This window comes from Marinobacter mangrovi (assembly GCF_016798325.1).
Lineage (GTDB): Bacteria > Pseudomonadota > Gammaproteobacteria > Pseudomonadales > Oleiphilaceae > Marinobacter_A > Marinobacter_A mangrovi.
The window spans coordinates 553,576-570,777 of sequence record NZ_JAERVO010000001.1 but is presented as its reverse complement, the minus strand read 5'-3'; the positions used below and the strand labels follow the sequence as shown (position 1 = coordinate 570,777).

Here is a 17,202-nt window from a genome sequence, read left to right as displayed (position 1 = left end):
TCCGCCAGCAAGGGCTTCGCTTCGTGCGTCGGTTATTGACGGATCAGACGCACCATCGCCGGAGCGCTCGCCTCGGTGCTGCGCCAGGGGTTGATGTCCAGACCACCACGCCGTGTGTAATGGGCACTGACCGTCAGTGACTCCGGCTTGCAATAGGCCATCAGGTCCGTAAACACCGTTTCCACGCAGTGTTCGTGGAAGTCCTGCTTCTGCCGGAACCCCACCACATAGTGCAGCAAGGACGCCCGATCGATTTTCGGCCCGGTGTAGTGAATCAGCAGCGTCCCCCAGTCCGGCTGCCCGGTGACCGGGCAATTGCTCTTGAGCAGGTGCGAGCACAGGGATTCAGTCACGGTCTCCCCTTCCGCAACGAGCTTCCCGGGACAGGGCTCGTAGCCCGCCACCTCAATCGGCTCATCATCGATCAGCTCGTAGCCGGACGGTCGTGGCGCAATGTGAGCCGTCTCGTCCACGGAATAGAGCTGGCAGGTCACGGCGGCACCCGAGGCGCTGGACAGATCCCGCTCGACAAGCTCGATCACCTGCGACGGATCGGAGAAGGTGGCCTGGTTCAGGGAGTTCAGGTACAGCTTGAATGACTTGGATTCAATGAGGAACGGCGAGGCCGCGGGAATCCGGAAAATACCCCAGGCCACAGCCGGAACGCCATTGGGACGCAACCAGGATAGCTCCCAGGCCTGCCAGACATCCCCGCCGAACCACGGCCAGCGCCCGTCTACCAGACCGATACGCTGACGGTTATCCAGCCGGGGCACCGGGAACAGCAGTTCCGGTGCATAGTGCTGGGGGTATTCGCTGGATTTGCCCAGCGGTGCGTTCTGCAGAGCCATATTCGGTTTCCGTCAGTGGCGGATGCCGCGACCACGCGCAAGCATTCGCAAACAAAGTACGACCAGTATGACGATGAACAACACGATCATCGACAGGGAGACGCCCACGTTGACGTCCGAAATCCCCAGGATGCCGTACCGGAAGGCGTTGACCATATACAGAATCGGGTTGGCCATCGACACGGCCCGCCAGAAATCCGGCAGCAGCTGGATGGAGTAGAACACGCCGCCGAGATACGTCAGCGGCGTGAGCACAAACGTCGGGACGATGGAAATATCATCAAATTTGGTGGCCAGCATCGCGTTGATGAAGCCCCCCAGCGAGAACAGCATCGACGTCAGCGCAACCGTAAGCACTGTGGCCGCCGGATGATGCAGACTGAGGTTCGTAAAGCCCAGTGACAACACGGTCACAATCAGGCCCACGCCCAACCCACGGGCCATACCGCCGGCGACGTAGCCAGCCAGGATGATGTAATTCGGCACCGGCGAAACCAGCAGCTCCTCGATGCTGCGCTGGAACTTCATGCTGAAGAACGACGACACCACGTTGGCGTAGGAGCTGGTGATGACGGACATCATGATCAGACCCGGCACGATGAAGGCCATGTAGTCGTGCCCGTCCATCTGCCCGATGCGGGAGCCGATCAGGTTGCCGAAGATCACGAAATAGAGTGTCATGGTGACCGCCGGCGGCAGCAGCGTCTGCGGCCAGATCCGGGTGAATCGGCGCACTTCCCGGACGACGATCGTCGAAAGCGCGGTCAGTTTGGCGTCCGGACTCATGCCTTGTCTCCTTTCCGGCTGTTCTCCTGAACCATGCGGAGGAACAGCTCCTCCAGTCGATTGGCCTTGGTACGCATGCTCACCACGCGCAGACCCTTGGCGTCCAGTTGGCTGAACGCGGCGTTCAGGTTCTGCCCCTGACGCACATCGATTTCCAACTGCCCTTCGTTGACCAGGCGCGTGTCGAAATCGGGCAGCTCGGGTGCCTCACTGACCGGCTCCGAAAGATCCAGCAGGAAGGTCTCCACACTCAACTGCTTGAGCAGGTCCCGCGTGCTGGTGTTCTGCAGAATGCTGCCGTGGTCGATGATGGCGATGTTGCGGCAAAGCGCTTCCGCCTCTTCCAGGTAATGGGTGGTCAGGATGATCGTCGTGCCCCGCCGATTCATTTCCTGCAGGAAGGTCCACATGGAGCGGCGCAGCTCGATATCGACCCCGGCGGTGGGTTCATCCAGGATCAGCAGCTTGGGTTCGTGCACCAGGGCCCGGGCGATCATCAGCCGCCGCTTCATGCCCCCGGACAGCATCCGGGCCGGCTCGTTGCGTTTGTCCCAGAGCCCCAGCTCCTTCAGGTAATACTCCGCCGACACCCGGGCCCGCTTGGCCGGAATGCCGTAGTAGCCGGCCTGGGTGACGACGATATCGATCACCTTTTCAAACTGGTTGAAGTTCATCTCCTGGGGCACCACGCCCAGGTTCATCTTCGCACCGGACAGGTCCCGATCGATATCATGGCCGAACACGGATACCTTGCCGGAGGTCTTGTTGACCAGCGAACACACAATGCCCAGCGTCGTAGACTTGCCTGCGCCGTTGGGTCCGAGCAGCGCGAAGAAATCACCTTCCCTGACCGTCAGATCGATCCCTTTCAGTGCCTCGAAGCCCGAGTCGTAGGTTTTGCGGAGATTTTCAATCTTCAGTGCATCCGTCATGGGTGCCCAGCCTGTCTGTTCTGATGAGGGGTTGCGCGTTGAGATCGTGTGTAAATTGTGGCGGGGCCTGGAAATTCAACCCCTTCGGTTGCATCGGGCCAGTTGGCGCCCGCCGCTTCATGACTTTGGCAAACTGCGACAGGTGTCCAACATGCCCATCGCCCTCGCTCCTATAATCAGGCCCATAACAACGAAACCCGGTATCAACCGGTCTTCCATGGAAAGATAGACGAGCCTATGAACCTCAAGCCCTTTCTGCTGCTCACCCCGCTGCTCCTGTTACAGGGCTGTGGCGGCGGCGACGGCGGCGACGACACGGCCACCGGACAGCTCACCCTCAGCGGCATGCAGGGTCTGTCCTACCAGACCCAGAGCCAGACGGGAAAGACCGACGCTCAAGGCCATTTCCAATACTACGCCGGTGAAACCCTGACCCTGAGTGTCGGCGACCTGCAACTGGTGTCGGGTGTTCCCACCGATAACGTGGTGACGCCCCTGGAGTTCCTGTCGGATACCCGAGCCTTGCTGGATAATGCCACTGTCGACGAGCTGGGTCTGCTCAGCCATCGGCCGGCTGAACAGCAGGCCATCGAGAACACCACCCTGCGCAACCTCACGCGCTTCCTGCTGGCACTGGACGAAGATGGCTCCACGTCCGACAGCAACCGACTGGTGTTCACCGACCGGGTCATTAGCCAGCTGAACGCTGCCCTGCCCACGCTGGACAAACCCATCGACTTCACCGTGCCGGAAAGCCAGTTCATTAATGAAGTGACCGAAGATGGTGAAACCACTGACGATGCGGATCTGACGCCGGCCAACCGATTGCTGAAAGCCATCTGTTTCTACCCGGAAGACGACGAGCTCTGCGAGGACCCACCCACCCAGGCGGAAATCGACGCGGCTCCGGAACCACCCGAAAACGGTACGGCGCGGGATCCGGATGTGGTTTACAGCGACGAACTGGAGAGCAAGCGCAACCGGATCCTCAATGCGATCCGCAATGTCGAAGACATCGACTCCGACGACATCGACGAGTACCTCACCAGCGAGCTGGACAGTATCACCACCGACATCGCCAACGAATACTATCTCAGCCAGGTGACCCAGGAACTGCCCGCCTCGGACACCGCCATCCATGAAGTGGTTGTACGCCGGGTGGGCAAGAAGGTATCACTGGCGAAGATCGAAGCCATCAGCACCAACGACAACGCCCTGGTGGTGCACAGCTACAGCGCCCAGACCCATTCGGTGGAATATTTCATTGATGGCGAGACGGGGGACGACGGGGAGCTGATCGTTAACTTCAAACCGGATGACGATTACCGCTGGCTACGCAAGCCCCTGCGGGTGATCATCCAGTAGTGGGTCGCCTGCCGATCCGAACGGGACGGCAGGCGGCTCAGCCCAACAAATGCTTCAGGCTCCAGCGCGATGCGGCGCCGGTGACTTCGAAGTGGCGCGGGTCCAGCCCCTCTGCCCCGAATGGCAGGCATCCGTTGACCGAAACCACCTTGTCCGGCTGACGCCCTTCATTGACCTCCGCCAGGTTCACGATCCTGGCGGCTTTCAACGGCCGACGTTCCGGATCCGTCATCACCATCACCCGCGGCCAAAGACGACGCCCCGGCGTATGCGAGACCACCGCGCCACGCTCACCGGAGCTCAGCTCCACCAGCGTGCCGGTCGGATAGATGCCGATGGACTGAATGAAACGTTCCACCAGATCCTCCTGGAACTCAATGTTGCGCATTTCATACAGGTGGGCGACTGCCTGCGCCGGCGTCATCGGCGTCTGGTCTTCCCGGGTTTCCACGAGGGATTCGTAATAATCCACCAGACCGGCGATCTTGGCCAACAGCGGGATGCGATCACCCCGGATGCGCGCCGGGAACCCCGAGCCGTTATGGCGCTCGCGGTGATATTGGACGATGCTGATGACCGCTCGCGACATGCCGGCCGCCTGCAATCGGTTGACGCCCTTTTCCACATAGGTCCGGAACAGGGCGAAATCCCCGGCGTCGAGCCGGTTTTCGTTACGCAGCAGCGACGGGGATAATTCCAGCTTACCGACGTGACACAGGAGTGTGCCCATCGCCAGGTTTTCCAGCGCGGCCGGCTCCAGCCCCATGTGGCGACCACAGACCAGCGCCCAGATGGCGGTATTCAGGGCGTGCCGGTACGTCATGTTGTCACGCTGGCGCAAGCGGGCAACCCAGAGCATCGCGTCCGGATGCCGGACGACGCTGCCGGCCATGCCACGTGCGACGCGATACACACTGTTGAAATCCGGCTCCTCACCGGCGCGAATTCGGCGTTCAATATCGCTCAGCGCCTTGTCCACATCCACCAGCAGCCGATTGCCCTGGCGGACTTCGCGCTTCAGGGTTGACGACACGGGATAGTCTTGCGGGTTGCGCACCTGGATCGGCGGCAGCTGGATGACTTCCTGGTTCGTACGCTTGGCGTTGCGGCGGGCGAAAATCGGGGCGTTGGACGCCTCATACTCGGACGTGTCACGCGCTTCGGCCACGTCGATCATCACCCACTTGCAGTAGGACGTGAGGGTCTGGATATCTTCCTGGCGGCGAATATAGAACCCCTGGATGGGGAAAGGCGTTTCGTGCCACGGACGATCGAGGTCAGACACGAACGCGCCCAACGACAAATCATGCACCGCTACTTTCTTCTGGCGGACACCCACGGCAGACCTCTACTCCTGAAAACGACGTCGATGATTCCATTCTGACGGGATCGCGGCGAGCGACAATAACATTTGTGTACCGAACAGTAACCTTTCACCGACACAAGGTTACTGTTCGTTATCAGCCGGCAACAAAAGGTAGCAACGAGATGTGAATAACAGTCAGAGCGAGACGCACGTCACAAAATCAGGGGCGCATCAATCGCCGCAAACATGGTCATCCAGCTCCGGCGGCCGGGCTGAAAGGCTGTCGCGCGGCGCCTCCCGGACGCGAATGCTGTAAGGAACCACCGAGGCCCGCAGGTAATCCCGGTTTTCCGTTTCACCGTTCACCTCAACGGTCGTCCGACGTGGACGACAGGACACCACCAACTCCAGTTGCCGATCCAGGTCGACAATGCGTTGGGCATTGCGCACTTCCAGGCAAGTGGAGGCCGGCTCAGCCGGCTGCCCGGATCGCGCCAGGACATCGTCTTCCGGCGAGCCACAAGCCTTGATACCTGCACCGCACGCCTGCTCCCCACCCGTCTGGGCGGCGTCTCTCAGGATCCAGGTGCGAGTGCTGCACTGGGTTTCCAGGCGGATGGGCGATGCCTGATCGTTCGCGAACCACCAACCGGGATAGTCCACCGTCTCCCAGGTCACACGGAACTGGCGCTCATCGCCGCTGGCATTGGACGCACTGAAAACACCGTAATGACTTTGATAAGAGGCGCAGCCGGACAACGCCGACAACAATAGCGCGCAGACGGGGAGTCGAATCATGTCGGACCTGGTTAACGTATAACGTGGTATGACGAACGATAGCGTCGATGCGGCAATGTCCCACATCGCGGCAGGGGGGAACAGTTACTCGTTCACAAACTGGAGCCCGAAACCATCAACCGTCATGCGCACCACTTCCATATCCAGAATCGGCGCGGGCACCGGCAGGCCCTGGACCTGGACCTGGACGCGATCCCCGATATTCGGGCGCTCCCCTTCCTCGGACACGACAAAAACACCGCCGTCAGAAATGTCCCGAGTATTGTAGACGCGCTCACCGAGAGTGGGATGGGTCACGCGGACTTTGGCGTTCAATGCGGTTCTTAAATAGGCGCGTCGATCACTGGACATCGCTGGGCTCGGTTACTGCTCTGTTGTCATGATACTGCCGGCCTGAGCAGAGGAGCGATTCAGGGGCCCCAACGCCAGACTTCCCTTTCTGATGATGAAGCATAGCACTAAATGTGGGGTGCAAGTGAATGCAGGTCCGACAGTTTTCCGTTTTTCTCCTCCCCGAAATAATTCTTTTTCGCAACCATTCTAAAATTCAGGTTTAATACCGATTATCATTCCGAATACTCCGGATTTTCCTCCGGCGAACGAACCAGGACACAGAGAACGCCATGCGCCATCGTTTTTCCACCATCGCCCTGCTGGCGAACCTATTGCTGACCCCACTCGCCGCAACCGCTGCCGGGGAAGTCAACATCTATTCCTACCGCCAGCCCTATCTGCTTGAGCCCTTGCTAGACGCGTTCACTCGCAAGACAGGCATCGAAGCCAATGTGGTCTTCGCCCGCAATGGCCTTGCCGAGCGTCTGCAGCGAGAGGGTCGCAACAGCCCCGCTGACCTGGTCATGACCGTGGATATCGCCCGCCTCAATGAACTGGTTGAGCGCGACCTCACCGAAGCCGTTACCACGGCGACCCTGGAACAGGATATCCCCGCCCACCTGCGTCACCCGGAGGGCAAATGGTACGGCCTTACCAGCCGGGCTCGCCTGATCTTCACCGCCAAGGACCGTGTCGAACCCGGCGAAATCACCACGTACGAGGAACTGGCGGATCCCAAATGGCAGGGGCGAGTCTGTACCCGCAGCGGCAAGCACCCTTATAACGTGGCCCTGTTTGCCTCGATGATTGCCCACCACGGCGAAGCCAAGGCCGAACAATGGTTGCAGGGCCTGAAGGACAATCTGGCACGCCGCCCCCAGGGTGGCGACCGCGACCAGATCATGGCGATTGCCGAAGGCGTTTGCGACGTCGCACTCGGCAACAGCTATTACTACGGCAAGATGTTGGAAGACGAAAACCAGCGTGACGCCGCCCAGTCCGTGAACCTGGTGTTTCCCAATGCCGAGGGTCGTGGAACCCACATCAACATCAGTGGCATGGCCTTGACCCACAGCGCGCCCAACCGGGACAACGCCATCAAACTGATGGAGTACCTGACAACGGCGGAAGCCCAGACGATCTACGCCACCGTCAACTACGAATATCCCGCCAATCCGGCGGTGCCGCCGTCAGACGTGGTTGCCAGCTGGGGCACACTGCACCCGGACGATCTCGCCCTGAACACGATCGCGGCCCATCGCGAAGCCGCCGTGAAGATGGTCGACCGGGTCAATTACGACAACTGAGTCGCGCCGATTCATTCCAGGCAGGCTGCCCGCACTTTTCCCGGGCAGCGCTTACCGCCCCAAGGATACCCATGAGCCAGGCCGTCGACGCGCCATTGCCCCCGATTGAACAACAGCCCCTGAAGTCCGGCACCTCCCGGCGCTGGCTGCTTGCCGCGACTGTCACCACGCTGTTGGTGGCACTGCCTGTCGGCGCCGTGCTCGTGCTGGCGCTGTTTCCGGACGACAACATCTGGCCTCACCTGGTGGAGACAACGCTTCCCATCTACCTGTCGAATACTGTCCAGTTAATGCTCGGCGTGTCCGTGCTGACGCTGGTCATCGGCGTCGGTACCGCCTGGCTGGTCACCATGTGCCAGTTCCCCGGCCGGCGCTTTTTCGAGTGGGCCCTGCTGCTGCCGTTTGCGGTGCCGGCTTATGTCATCGCCTACGTCTACACCGACCTGCTCGACTACGCCGGACCGGTTCAGTCGGCCCTGCGGGAGATGTTCGACTGGCACGATGCCGGCGACTACTGGTTCCCGGCCATCCGCAGCCTGCCCGGCGCCATCCTGATGATCGGACTGGTGCTGTATCCCTACATTTACCTGCTGGCCAGGGCCGCTTTCCTGGAACAGTCCCCTTCGCTGTTTGCGGTCAGCCGAAGCCTCGGCCAGTCCGCCCTGGGCACATTCTTTCGGGTGGTGCTGCCGATTGCCCGGCCCGCCATTGCGGTGGGCCTGTCACTGGTTCTGATGGAGACCCTGAACGATTTCGGCACCGTCGACTTCTTTGCCGTCAACACGCTGACCGCCGGCCTGTTCGACACCTGGATGAATCTGGGCAACCTGGGTGGCGCGGCCCAGATTGCAAGCATCATGCTCGCCTTCGTTCTCATCCTGGTGACCCTGGAGCGCTACTCTCGTCGCCGCCAGCAACAATACGCTGCCCGGGACATGCGCGATCCCCTGCACCGTTTCACCCTGTCCCGGAGTCGCCAGGCAGCTTGCGTGGTAGCCTGCGGATTGCCTTTGTTGCTGGGTTTTGTGGTGCCGGCAGCGGTTCTGGGCTACTACGCGGTGGAGTACTTTGCCGAGAGCTGGACGGACGATTTCCTGGCAAACGCCCTGAACAGCCTGTTTCTGTCCGCCGCGGCGGCCCTGACGACCCTGCTGATCGGCCTTTTACTGGCTTACAGTCGCCGACTGCACGACACGCCGGGCATGCGCGTGCTGATGCGGCTTTCCAGTCTCGGATATGCGATGCCGGGAGCGGTACTGGCGGTCGGCGTGATTGTGCCGCTGGCCGCGTTCGACAACTGGCTCGACCTGCGCATGGAGCAGTGGCTGGGCTGGAATACCGGCCTGCTGTTGAGCGGCACCGCGTTCGCCATCATCTTTGCCTACACCGTTCGTTTTCTGGCGGTGTCGGCCGGCAGCCTGGAGAGCGCCCTACAAAAAATCACGCCCAGTATGGACATGGCCGCCCGATCCTTGGGGGTGCCAGCCGGCAAGACGCTGCTTCGCGTTCACCTGCCGATGCTGAAGGGAACGCTGCTGACCGCCGCTCTCGTCGTGTTCGTGGATTGCATGAAGGAATTGCCGGCCACGCTGATCCTGCGGCCGTTCAATTTCGAGACGCTGGCCACCTACGTGTATCAGTACGCCTCGGATGAAATGCTGCGCCAGAGCGGATTGCCGGCGCTGGTTATTGTGGCTGCGGGCATTATCCCGATCGTGCTGATGAGCCGCTCGATAGCCGCATCCCGGGAATTCCACTGACCGACGTGCTTTACGCCCGGGTCACCACAAAGCGACCGCTGAACGTCGCGGCCGGAAAAGCCGTACCGCCCTCCTCGACGAACACCGTCACCTCAAGGACCACCCGCCCCTTTCCCCGTCGCTCGATGCTGCGCTCAAACCGCTCCATGTCCTCAGCGGAGGGCAACCTGCAGCGGGCGAAGAAGTCGCTGTTGACGGGCAAGCCGTAGTCGATGGCGCCGGACTGGATGACCACGTTTCCTTTCAACTGGCGGTCTTCCAGCCAGAGCTCCAGCAAAGACCAGGCCCCGACGACGGCCACGGCATAGACGCTGCCGCCAAAACCCGTGCCCTGGTGATTGTGATTGAGCGCCAGCGGCGCTTTCACGGTGATCTGATCGCCGGTGTAGTCGGCCACCGTCACGCCCAGCGCGCGTGTAAGAGGAATATGTTCGTTAATGCGGGTCTGCAGCCGGTCCAGCTGGGTCATAAGGCGCCTCCTTATACCGTCAGTCTATGCCGGACCAGCGCAAAGACCCAATTCGACTAAAGGATGCACAGGACGAGATTCAGGGAGGGATGCAATACCGGGCCCGCTCCGGCGCGATGACACGCCGGGCGGGCCCACGCCGCCTATTGCCAGATAATGGGTTGCTTCTCGTTGTACCAGGTGTCCGCCATGTCCTTGTAGGCGTCCTCAACCACATTACGCTTGAGCTTCAGTGTCGGGGTCAGGAAGTCGTTCTCGATACTCCACTCGTCCCGTACCACCGCCATGAACTTCAGTTGCTCGTGGGGATCGACAGCCCCGTTGACCTCGGTCAGCAGCGTCTTGAAGCTCTGCTCCAGTTCCTTGCGGAAAGCATCGTCCGCCGTCTTCCGCTGAGCGTCCTCGGACAGCATCACCAGGCAGTGCGGCTGCGGATGATTGGCCCCGGACACACAGACCATCTCGATGTCGGGATGACTCATGAGCCGGTTCTCGATGGGCGCCGGGGCGACGTATTTGCCCTTGCTGGTCTTGAAGATTTCCTTGATGCGGCCGGTCAGGCGCAGGCGTCCGAGCTCATCGACCTCGCCCTTGTCGCCGGTGCGCAGGTAGCCGTCTTCGGTGAAGGTTTCCCGGGTTTTCTCCTCGTCCCGGTAATACCCCATCATGGTGGCCGGGCTCTTGATCTGCACCTCCCCCTCGTCGCTGATCCGCACGTCGACACCCGGCAGCGGCTCACCGACGTAACCGGTCCGCGCCCGTCCCGGCTTGGTCATGTGAGAATAGGCAAAATTCTCGGACATACCGTAGCCTTCCAGCAGCTCGAGGCCCAGCCCCCGGTACCAATCCAGAATATCGTGGGACAGGGGCGCTGAACCGCTACCGGCGAACTTCACGTGCTGGAGCCCCAGGTTGGTAAGCACCTTCCGCTTGATCAGGCGATTGAGCAGCGGAATCCGCAGCAGACGTGCCAGTTTCTCCTGGGGCATCTTCTGGAAAACGCCGTGCTGGAATTTGGTCCAGATCCGGGGCACCGCCAGGAAGAGCGTCGGCTGGGCCCGCTTGAGATCTTCGACGAAGGTATCCAGGGACTCGGCGAAATACAGATGGAACCCGCGGTACATCGACCCCAGCTCCACGACAAAACGCTCGAACACGTGCGACAGCGGTAAATAGGACAACATCCGCTCATTCGCGGTCACATCGAGCGCTTCCATTCCGCCAACCGAGGCGTAGCCCAGGTTCTCAAAGCTCAGCATGACCCCTTTGGGCCGTCCGGTGCTGCCGGAGGTGTAGACGATGGTCGCCAGCTCATGCGGATCGCGCTGGACATTTTCCTTCATGGGCGGGTACTTCGCGACAATATCGTCCCAGGTCTTGAAATCGTTGGGCGGGCTCAGCGGATAAGAGAGGCAGTGGACACTGTCCGGCACGCCGGCCTTCATACTATCCCAGTCGTCCAGCTTACCGACAAACAACACCTCACAGCCGCTATGCTCCAACACGTAGTGAACGGTGTCGGCGTTCAGGGTCGGATACAGCGGGACGGAAATATGGCCCGCCATCCAGATGGCCCAGTCGGATAGAATCCAGTGGGCGCAGTTCTTGGAAAGGATACCGATGCGGCTATTCTCGGGCAGGTTGAGCGACTTGAGATACGACGCCATCCTCCGCGCCTCACCCACCGCACGTCGCCAGGTGAAGTCGATGACAGTGCCACCGCCCATCGGCTGGGACAGGTACACGTCTCCGGCACGCGCTGTTTCCCAGTGGTAGACCATATCAAGAGGAAGTTTATTCTTGGTGTCCATGGAGGTCCTTGTCTGCTGTCTGTTGTTATTGATCTTTGCGCAACCCCGCCAACACGGCTAGGATGCGCTGAAACCGGTTTAGCGGAGCACCACGTTGTGCCCGCCCACACCGCTGGCCTTCGGTGGCCGAATCCTGTTACAGGCTATTTCAGCACAGCGCTTTTCGCCAGAATGTGACAGGTATTCAACTAAATGACGATAGCCATACTGACCGCAGGGCTCAAGAGGCGAACGACGACACTGCGCCGTAAAACGTGACCCAGACCCGGCAACCCCCTGACAACTTGCTCATAATGCGATGACGACCAGAAACAGGAAGGACATCATGTACGTCTGCATTGACTGCCGAAAGGGGTTGATGGATCCGGTTTCGCGAATCGACGAGCCGGATGCCGCCGACCGTTACCAGTGCAGCTACTGCGGTCACCGGGCGACCATTCCGCCACTCATGATCAGCCTGACGCAGATCCTCTCCTGCGTGCTGGGGCTTGGCTTTACGCTGTATCTGCTTTTCCGGCATATCGGCAATGCGCTGAAGGCGTTCCAGTTGGGCCTGCACGGCGACATGACCGCTGACATCCTGCTGACCGGCCTGGCCCTGCTCTTCGCCGCGGGCTTTACCTATACCATTCTGCGGGCCAGCCACAACCTGCGTATCCAGTTCCTGTACCGACACGTCCGCCCATCGGCCTGATACCGGCCACTGCGGCTACCCCGTAGAGAGTATCCCTTACGTTCTATGATAGAATCCGCCACTTTTCGCGGCCCAGCATTTTTCCCGGGCAATGACATAATGAAGAGCCGCTGAACCGGCAGACGCCGTTCGATCGGTCGGCTGGCATGGGTGGGAACACCCGCTCAGACGGCTCACCAACCACCAGAGGATCGGGAGTATCACCGCATGAATCGTTCCACCCTGAGAGTTGTCTTTGCAGCGCTCGCACTGCTTGTGGCTGGCGCCCTCCAGGCCGACCCACGTGTCGTCGCCGTGACGCAGATCGTTGAACACCCGGCCCTCGACGCCGTCTACCAGGGCGTCAAGGATGAACTGACCGCTGAAGGCTATGCCGAGGGCACCGATGTCACCTACGAGCATGAGAGCGCCCAGGCAAACACCGCGGTTGCCGCCCAGATCGCCCGCAAGTTCGTGGGAGACCAGCCGGACGTGATCGTCGCCATTGCCACACCGTCCGCCCAGACCGTTGCTGCTGCGGCCCGCGACATTCCCGTCGTCTTCTCGGCGGTGACCGATCCGGTGGGCGCGAAACTGGTCAAAAGCCTGGAGCACCCCGGCAGCAACATCACCGGTGTCAGCGATATGCTGCCGCTGGACAAACACCTGGACATGGTCCAGCGCGTGGTGCCCGACGCCAAGACCATCGGTACCGTCTACAACCCGGGCGAGGCCAATGCGGTGGCTCTGGTCAATGATCTGGATGAGCGTCTGAAAGCCCGCGGCCTGAAACTGGTCAAGGCAGCAGCCACCAAGACGTCCGAAGTGCTCGGCGCTGCCCGTTCCCTGGTCGGCAAGGTCGACGCCATCTACCTGACCACCGACAACACCGTGATCTCTGCCGCCGAAGCCGTCATCTCCGTCGGTGAACGCGCCAAGATTCCCGTCTTCGCCGCCGATACCGCGACCGTCTCCCGCGGCGCCGTCGCTGCCCTGGGTTTCGACTACTACGACGTTGGCCGTCAGACCGGCAAACTCGTGGGACGCGTGCTCAAGGGTGAAAACCCCGGCGACATTCCGGTTGGCGGGGTGGAAACACTCTCCCTGTACGTGAACCCGGGCGCTGCCAAGCGCATGGGCATTGAGCTGAAACCGGACGTCATCGAGGACGCCGAAAAAGTCATCGAAAACTGATCCATATTGCAGTAGGACCACCATGCTGAGCGAAATCGCCCTGTACGGGGCCTTTGAAACCGGGCTGATCTACGGCCTGGTTGCCTTCGGGATTTACCTGTCATTCCGGGTTCTCGACTTTCCCGACCTGACAGTGGACGGCAGTTTCCCATTGGGCGCTGCCGTTTCAGCCGTCATGATCATCAACGGCTGGAATCCCTGGCTGGCGACCGGCGCGGCGATTCTGGCCGGCATGGCGGCCGGCGCCGTCACGGCAACGCTGAACGTGCGCCTGAAGATCCTCAATCTGCTGGCGTCGATCCTGACCATGATCGCGCTCTATTCCGTCAACCTGCGCATCATGGGGCGCCCCAACATCGCCCTGCTCTCGGAAGACACCGTGCTGACCCCCTGGTACGACCTGGAGCTGGCCTTCCATCAGGTGCCAGTCGTGCTGTTCTTTATCGTCGCCGTGGTGGTACTGATCCTGCTGTGGCGTTTTATGGAATCGGAAACCGGTCTGGCAATGCGGGCCACCGGCGCCAATCCCCGCATGGCGCGGGCCCAGGGCATTGCCACCGGCTGGATGATCATTCTCGGTGTGGCGCTGTCCAATGGTCTGGTGGCGCTGGCAGGCTCCCTGTTTGCCCAGAGCCAGGGGGCGGCGGACGTGACCATGGGTGTTGGCGTGATCGTCGTCGGCCTGGCCTCCCTGATCGGCGGTGAAGCCGTCCTGGCGCCGCGCAGCGTGATTCGGGCCCTGCTCGCATGCATTATCGGCGCGATCCTCTATCGTCTGGCGATCGCCCTGGCGCTGAACGCAGACTTCATCGGCCTGAAAACACAGGACCTCAACCTGATCACCGCCGTTCTGGTCACTCTCGCCATTGTCCTGCCGAATGCACGGCATTCGGTGAAAGCCCTGTTTTCCCGGAGCTGAGCCATGATTACCGTAAAAGACCTCAGACTCACTTTCGGCAAGGGCACGCCCTTGGAAAATCCGGCCCTGCGGGGCCTCAGCCTGACCGTGAATCAGGGCGAATTCGTCACGGTGATCGGCAGTAACGGCGCCGGCAAATCCACGCTCCTCAACGCCCTGTCCGGCGAGGTGCTGGTGGACAGCGGCCGCATCGAAGTGGATGGCGTGGACGTCACCCGCCTGTCCACCCACAAACGGGCCGGTCGCGTTTCCCGGGTGTTCCAGGATCCACTGGCCGGAACCTGCGAGAACCTCACCATTGAGGAAAACATGTCGCTGGCCATCAAACGGGGCATGCGACGGGGCCTCGGATCAGCCGTCAAGACCCGCTACCGGGATCGCTTCCGGGAAGGTCTGGCCACGCTGAACCTGGGGCTGGAGAACCGCCTGGGGGACAAGATGGGGCTGCTGTCCGGCGGCCAGCGCCAGGCGGTCAGTTTGCTGATGGCCAGCCTCAACCCGTCCAGCATCCTGCTGCTGGATGAGCACACCGCGGCCCTGGACCCCCGCACGGCGGAGTTCGTGCTGGATCTCACCAAGCGCATCATCCACGACCAGAAGAAGACGGCCCTGATGGTCACCCACAGCATGAAACAGGCGCTGGAAGTGGGCGAACGTACCGTGATGCTGCACCAGGGCCAGGTGGTCTTCGATATTGCCGGCCAGGAACGCGAAGGGCTGACTGTCAGCGACCTGCTGAAACTGTTCGAGAAGCAGCGTGGCATCGAAGTCAGTGATGACAGTCTGCTGCTTGGCTGAACAGGCCTCAGCAGCAACCTCTCTCGGGTTTATGTCGCCAAAACTGGCATTTCCTCTCCTTTGCGGTTAGTTTTCAGGGAGGACCGGTGTCGATAGCACGCTATGGGCACCGGCCTCGAGATCGCATCTCCTCATCGACGTGAAAGGCAGGAATGGCATCGTGCTTCGCATGACCTCGGTTATGCTGTCCTGGCTCGGTCGGTTTCCGACCGCAGCCCTGGCACTGGCTTCCTCATTTTTCATCCAGCCCCTCCGGGCAGACGATGTCATTAGCCAACTCCAGTATGTCAGCGAGGATTTTCCACCCTACAACTTCCGGGATTCGTCCAGCCCGGATGGCCGCGAGATCGCCCGGGGCATCTTCATTGATGTCCTCGAAGCGCTGGATAAACCCCTGGGCCTGAATTTCGATCCTGCCAATGTCCGCTTCTTTCCCTGGGCCCGAGCCTATGCCGACGCCCTGAACGGCTCACGTCAGGTGCTTTTCGCGACGGCGCGCGTGCCATCCCGGGAAAAGCGGTTCAAGTGGGCGGGTCCGGTCATGCCCATCCAGATCGGATTGATTGCCCGCAGGGATGACGCGACGCCGGTCGACCCCACCTCCGCCATTGTCGGTGTCATTCGCAACGACATTGGCGAGGAACTCGCCCTGAAATCCGGCTTCTCCCGCGATCATCTTTATCGGCAAAGCAACGGCAACAGCCTGGCCCTGATGCTGGCAGCGGGCCGCATTGACCTCTGGGCCTACAACGAGGCGGCGGCCCTCTGGTACATCAATCGGAACGATTTGAATACCGCCCACTACGGCATGGTCAGGGAGCTCCTGAAAACCCAGGCTTATTTCGCCTTCAGTCCGGATGTTCCGGATGGCGTGGTGAATGCGTTTCAGGAGGGCATTGACGCGTTGAAGCAAACGGTGGAGAAAAACGGCCGGACGAGGATGGAAAACATTATCCAGCGTTATTATCAGTAGTTTTCAGCACGTCTGAAAGAAGAAAGATCGCGGCGGACTGCCGCGATCTTTCCGGCACCGCCTCAGTGCCCGTAGACCCGCAGGGACGTGTTGTTGATGGACAGATTATCCAGGGCAATCGAGCCAATCGACGTACCGCCCACCAGCACCCCGCCTATGGAGACATCGGAGCGGAATTCCTGGAGGTCAATCGCCAGTGCGCTTTGACCATCGGCCCGGGTACCGTGGTAGACATCCATCTCGACGTCGGCGAACAGATCCAGCGGCTGCGGCGCAACAGGGTCGTATTCGTCGCCGGTCAGACGCAGGTCCCTGACCCCCAGCGCCAGGAACGGTGCATCGAAGTCCATGTCATCGATGGCAATGTCCGTCTTGAAATTCAGGATATCGGTTGCCGTATCCACCCGAATGGTGGCCGAGCCGATCAGCGCATCCATATGGAAGTTGTCCAGGATGGTCGTACTGTCGGTGGCGCCACGCAGCTCCCACTGACCGGTGCTCATACGGAAGTCCACCGCGCCGAACGTATTCGGCAGGATGTTGACCACCGCATCGCCGTCGCCCAGAACATCGATGTTGATCCTGATGTTATCCAGCAGATCGCTGGCCGGCTGACTGGTCAGGTTGGAACCGATTTCAGAGAACAGATTGGTGCGGTTGGTACCGCCGATTTCGATATCGCTGATCGCCAGGGTTCCCTCATCGGTGTAACGGAACTCGTCGATATTGACCTTGGTTTCGAGCTCGATGGACACGCCGGACTGGCCGGTCACATTACCCATCTCACTCTCGTCGAGCGCTTGAATCTCCGCGAAGCTGGTCACTGGCGCAAAAGCCAGGCACAGCGCTAACGGACTCAGTTTCAGGCCTTGCATTTTTATAGTCCCTTATTGCTTTTATTGGAGTTATGAAGCGATACAGCCTGTG

17 protein-coding genes are annotated in these 17,202 nt (G+C 60.7%); 8 read left to right on the top strand and 9 right to left on the bottom strand.

Translation table 11 applies throughout. From position 1 onward, the window contains the following. Positions 1-32: 32 nt before the first annotated feature. The 3 genes from queF to JL474_RS02540 are packed head-to-tail and all read right to left on the bottom strand — an operon-like array spanning position 33 to position 2,569. Positions 33-851, bottom strand: a complete 819-nt coding sequence (gene queF, locus JL474_RS02550) for an NADPH-dependent 7-cyano-7-deazaguanine reductase QueF (RefSeq protein ID WP_203140796.1) — start codon at positions 849-851, stop codon at positions 33-35. 12 nt (positions 852-863) lie between these two features. Then, complete coding sequence (locus JL474_RS02545) at positions 864-1,637, bottom strand: ABC transporter permease (protein ID WP_123633458.1); 774 nt, start codon at positions 1,635-1,637, stop codon at positions 864-866. Continuing rightward, complete coding sequence (locus tag JL474_RS02540) at positions 1,634-2,569, bottom strand: ABC transporter ATP-binding protein (RefSeq protein ID WP_203140795.1); 936 nt, start codon at positions 2,567-2,569, stop codon at positions 1,634-1,636. Before JL474_RS02540 ends, JL474_RS02545 begins: the two co-directional genes overlap by 4 nt. A gap of 237 nt (positions 2,570-2,806) precedes the next feature. Here JL474_RS02540 and JL474_RS02535 point away from each other — a divergent pair, with 237 nt between their 5' ends. Next, positions 2,807-3,934 (top strand): organic solvent ABC transporter permease, encoded by a 1,128-nt coding sequence (locus tag JL474_RS02535; RefSeq protein WP_236011966.1) that lies wholly within the window; start codon positions 2,807-2,809, stop codon positions 3,932-3,934. A gap of 37 nt (positions 3,935-3,971) precedes the next feature. Here JL474_RS02535 and JL474_RS21675 read toward each other — a convergent pair whose 3' ends face one another. The 3 genes from JL474_RS21675 to JL474_RS02520 all read right to left on the bottom strand — a co-directional run bounded on the left by JL474_RS21675 (position 3,972) and on the right by JL474_RS02520 (position 6,389). Beyond that, positions 3,972-5,273: an HD-GYP domain-containing protein gene (locus JL474_RS21675; protein WP_203140794.1), complete on the bottom strand. Its 1,302-nt coding sequence runs from the start codon at positions 5,271-5,273 to the stop codon at positions 3,972-3,974. 198 nt (positions 5,274-5,471) lie between these two features. Continuing rightward, complete coding sequence (locus tag JL474_RS02525; RefSeq protein WP_203140793.1) at positions 5,472-6,038, bottom strand: hypothetical protein; 567 nt, start codon at positions 6,036-6,038, stop codon at positions 5,472-5,474. 84 nt (positions 6,039-6,122) lie between these two features. After that, on the bottom strand, positions 6,123-6,389 hold the full coding sequence (locus JL474_RS02520; RefSeq protein WP_123633462.1) for a PilZ domain-containing protein: 267 nt from the start codon (positions 6,387-6,389) through the stop codon (positions 6,123-6,125). 272 nt (positions 6,390-6,661) lie between these two features. Here JL474_RS02520 and JL474_RS02515 point away from each other — a divergent pair, with 272 nt between their 5' ends. Continuing rightward, positions 6,662-7,678 carry a Fe(3+) ABC transporter substrate-binding protein gene (locus JL474_RS02515; protein ID WP_203140792.1) on the top strand — a complete coding sequence of 339 codons (1,017 nt, stop codon included), beginning with the start codon at positions 6,662-6,664 and terminating at the stop codon, positions 7,676-7,678. A 71-nt stretch (positions 7,679-7,749) separates the two neighbouring features. Continuing rightward, complete coding sequence (locus JL474_RS02510) at positions 7,750-9,438, top strand: ABC transporter permease (protein WP_203140791.1); 1,689 nt, start codon at positions 7,750-7,752, stop codon at positions 9,436-9,438. Positions 9,439-9,448: 10 nt separating this feature from the next. Here the strand turns inward: JL474_RS02510 and JL474_RS02505 are convergent, their stop codons facing one another. Together JL474_RS02505 and JL474_RS02500 are read right to left on the bottom strand one after the other, a co-directional pair. Beyond that, positions 9,449-9,907, bottom strand: coding sequence for a thioesterase domain-containing protein (locus JL474_RS02505; RefSeq protein ID WP_123633465.1), 459 nt, complete (start codon positions 9,905-9,907; stop codon positions 9,449-9,451). A gap of 143 nt (positions 9,908-10,050) precedes the next feature. Beyond that, positions 10,051-11,718 (bottom strand): AMP-binding protein, encoded by a 1,668-nt coding sequence (locus JL474_RS02500; RefSeq protein ID WP_123633466.1) that lies wholly within the window; start codon positions 11,716-11,718, stop codon positions 10,051-10,053. A 325-nt stretch (positions 11,719-12,043) separates the two neighbouring features. Between JL474_RS02500 and JL474_RS02495 the strand changes: the two genes are divergently transcribed. The 5 genes from JL474_RS02495 (at position 12,044) to JL474_RS02475 (ending at position 16,275) form a co-directional block, all read left to right on the top strand. After that, positions 12,044-12,412 carry a hypothetical protein gene (locus JL474_RS02495; protein ID WP_123633467.1) on the top strand — a complete coding sequence of 123 codons (369 nt, stop codon included), beginning with the start codon at positions 12,044-12,046 and terminating at the stop codon, positions 12,410-12,412. A 207-nt stretch (positions 12,413-12,619) separates the two neighbouring features. Next, positions 12,620-13,585, top strand: a complete 966-nt coding sequence (locus tag JL474_RS02490; RefSeq protein ID WP_203140790.1) for an ABC transporter substrate-binding protein — start codon at positions 12,620-12,622, stop codon at positions 13,583-13,585. Positions 13,586-13,607: 22 nt separating this feature from the next. Beyond that, positions 13,608-14,504: an ABC transporter permease gene (locus JL474_RS02485; protein WP_203140789.1), complete on the top strand. Its 897-nt coding sequence runs from the start codon at positions 13,608-13,610 to the stop codon at positions 14,502-14,504. 3 nt (positions 14,505-14,507) lie between these two features. Continuing rightward, the gene (locus JL474_RS02480) at positions 14,508-15,302 is read left to right on the top strand and encodes an ABC transporter ATP-binding protein (RefSeq protein WP_123633470.1); all 795 of its coding nucleotides are present in this window, start codon (positions 14,508-14,510) and stop codon (positions 15,300-15,302) included. A gap of 160 nt (positions 15,303-15,462) precedes the next feature. Continuing rightward, positions 15,463-16,275: a substrate-binding periplasmic protein gene (locus JL474_RS02475; protein ID WP_203140788.1), complete on the top strand. Its 813-nt coding sequence runs from the start codon at positions 15,463-15,465 to the stop codon at positions 16,273-16,275. 62 nt (positions 16,276-16,337) lie between these two features. Here the strand turns inward: JL474_RS02475 and JL474_RS02470 are convergent, their stop codons facing one another. Further along, entirely contained in the window at positions 16,338-17,150 is an 813-nt protein-coding gene (locus JL474_RS02470; RefSeq protein WP_123633472.1) for a DUF6160 family protein, read from the bottom strand. Between the last annotated feature and the right edge of the window lie 52 nt (positions 17,151-17,202).

What these genes read in the sequence shown, in the direction of transcription:
- queF (WP_203140796.1), bottom strand. Translation starts at nt 851, where the DNA reads ATGGCTCTGCAGAACGCACCGCTGGGCAAATCCAGCGAATACCCCCAG.
- JL474_RS02545 (WP_123633458.1), bottom strand. Translation starts at nt 1,637, where the DNA reads ATGAGTCCGGACGCCAAACTGACCGCGCTTTCGACGATCGTCGTCCGG.
- JL474_RS02540 (WP_203140795.1), bottom strand. Translation starts at nt 2,569, where the DNA reads ATGACGGATGCACTGAAGATTGAAAATCTCCGCAAAACCTACGACTCG.
- JL474_RS02535 (WP_236011966.1), top strand. Translation starts at nt 2,807, where the DNA reads ATGAACCTCAAGCCCTTTCTGCTGCTCACCCCGCTGCTCCTGTTACAG.
- JL474_RS02525 (WP_203140793.1), bottom strand. Translation starts at nt 6,038, where the DNA reads ATGATTCGACTCCCCGTCTGCGCGCTATTGTTGTCGGCGTTGTCCGGC.
- JL474_RS02520 (WP_123633462.1), bottom strand. Translation starts at nt 6,389, where the DNA reads ATGTCCAGTGATCGACGCGCCTATTTAAGAACCGCATTGAACGCCAAA.
- JL474_RS02515 (WP_203140792.1), top strand. Translation starts at nt 6,662, where the DNA reads ATGCGCCATCGTTTTTCCACCATCGCCCTGCTGGCGAACCTATTGCTG.
- JL474_RS02510 (WP_203140791.1), top strand. Translation starts at nt 7,750, where the DNA reads ATGAGCCAGGCCGTCGACGCGCCATTGCCCCCGATTGAACAACAGCCC.
- JL474_RS02505 (WP_123633465.1), bottom strand. Translation starts at nt 9,907, where the DNA reads ATGACCCAGCTGGACCGGCTGCAGACCCGCATTAACGAACATATTCCT.
- JL474_RS02500 (WP_123633466.1), bottom strand. Translation starts at nt 11,718, where the DNA reads ATGGACACCAAGAATAAACTTCCTCTTGATATGGTCTACCACTGGGAA.
- JL474_RS02495 (WP_123633467.1), top strand. Translation starts at nt 12,044, where the DNA reads ATGTACGTCTGCATTGACTGCCGAAAGGGGTTGATGGATCCGGTTTCG.
- JL474_RS02490 (WP_203140790.1), top strand. Translation starts at nt 12,620, where the DNA reads ATGAATCGTTCCACCCTGAGAGTTGTCTTTGCAGCGCTCGCACTGCTT.
- JL474_RS02485 (WP_203140789.1), top strand. Translation starts at nt 13,608, where the DNA reads ATGCTGAGCGAAATCGCCCTGTACGGGGCCTTTGAAACCGGGCTGATC.
- JL474_RS02480 (WP_123633470.1), top strand. Translation starts at nt 14,508, where the DNA reads ATGATTACCGTAAAAGACCTCAGACTCACTTTCGGCAAGGGCACGCCC.
- JL474_RS02470 (WP_123633472.1), bottom strand. Translation starts at nt 17,150, where the DNA reads ATGCAAGGCCTGAAACTGAGTCCGTTAGCGCTGTGCCTGGCTTTTGCG.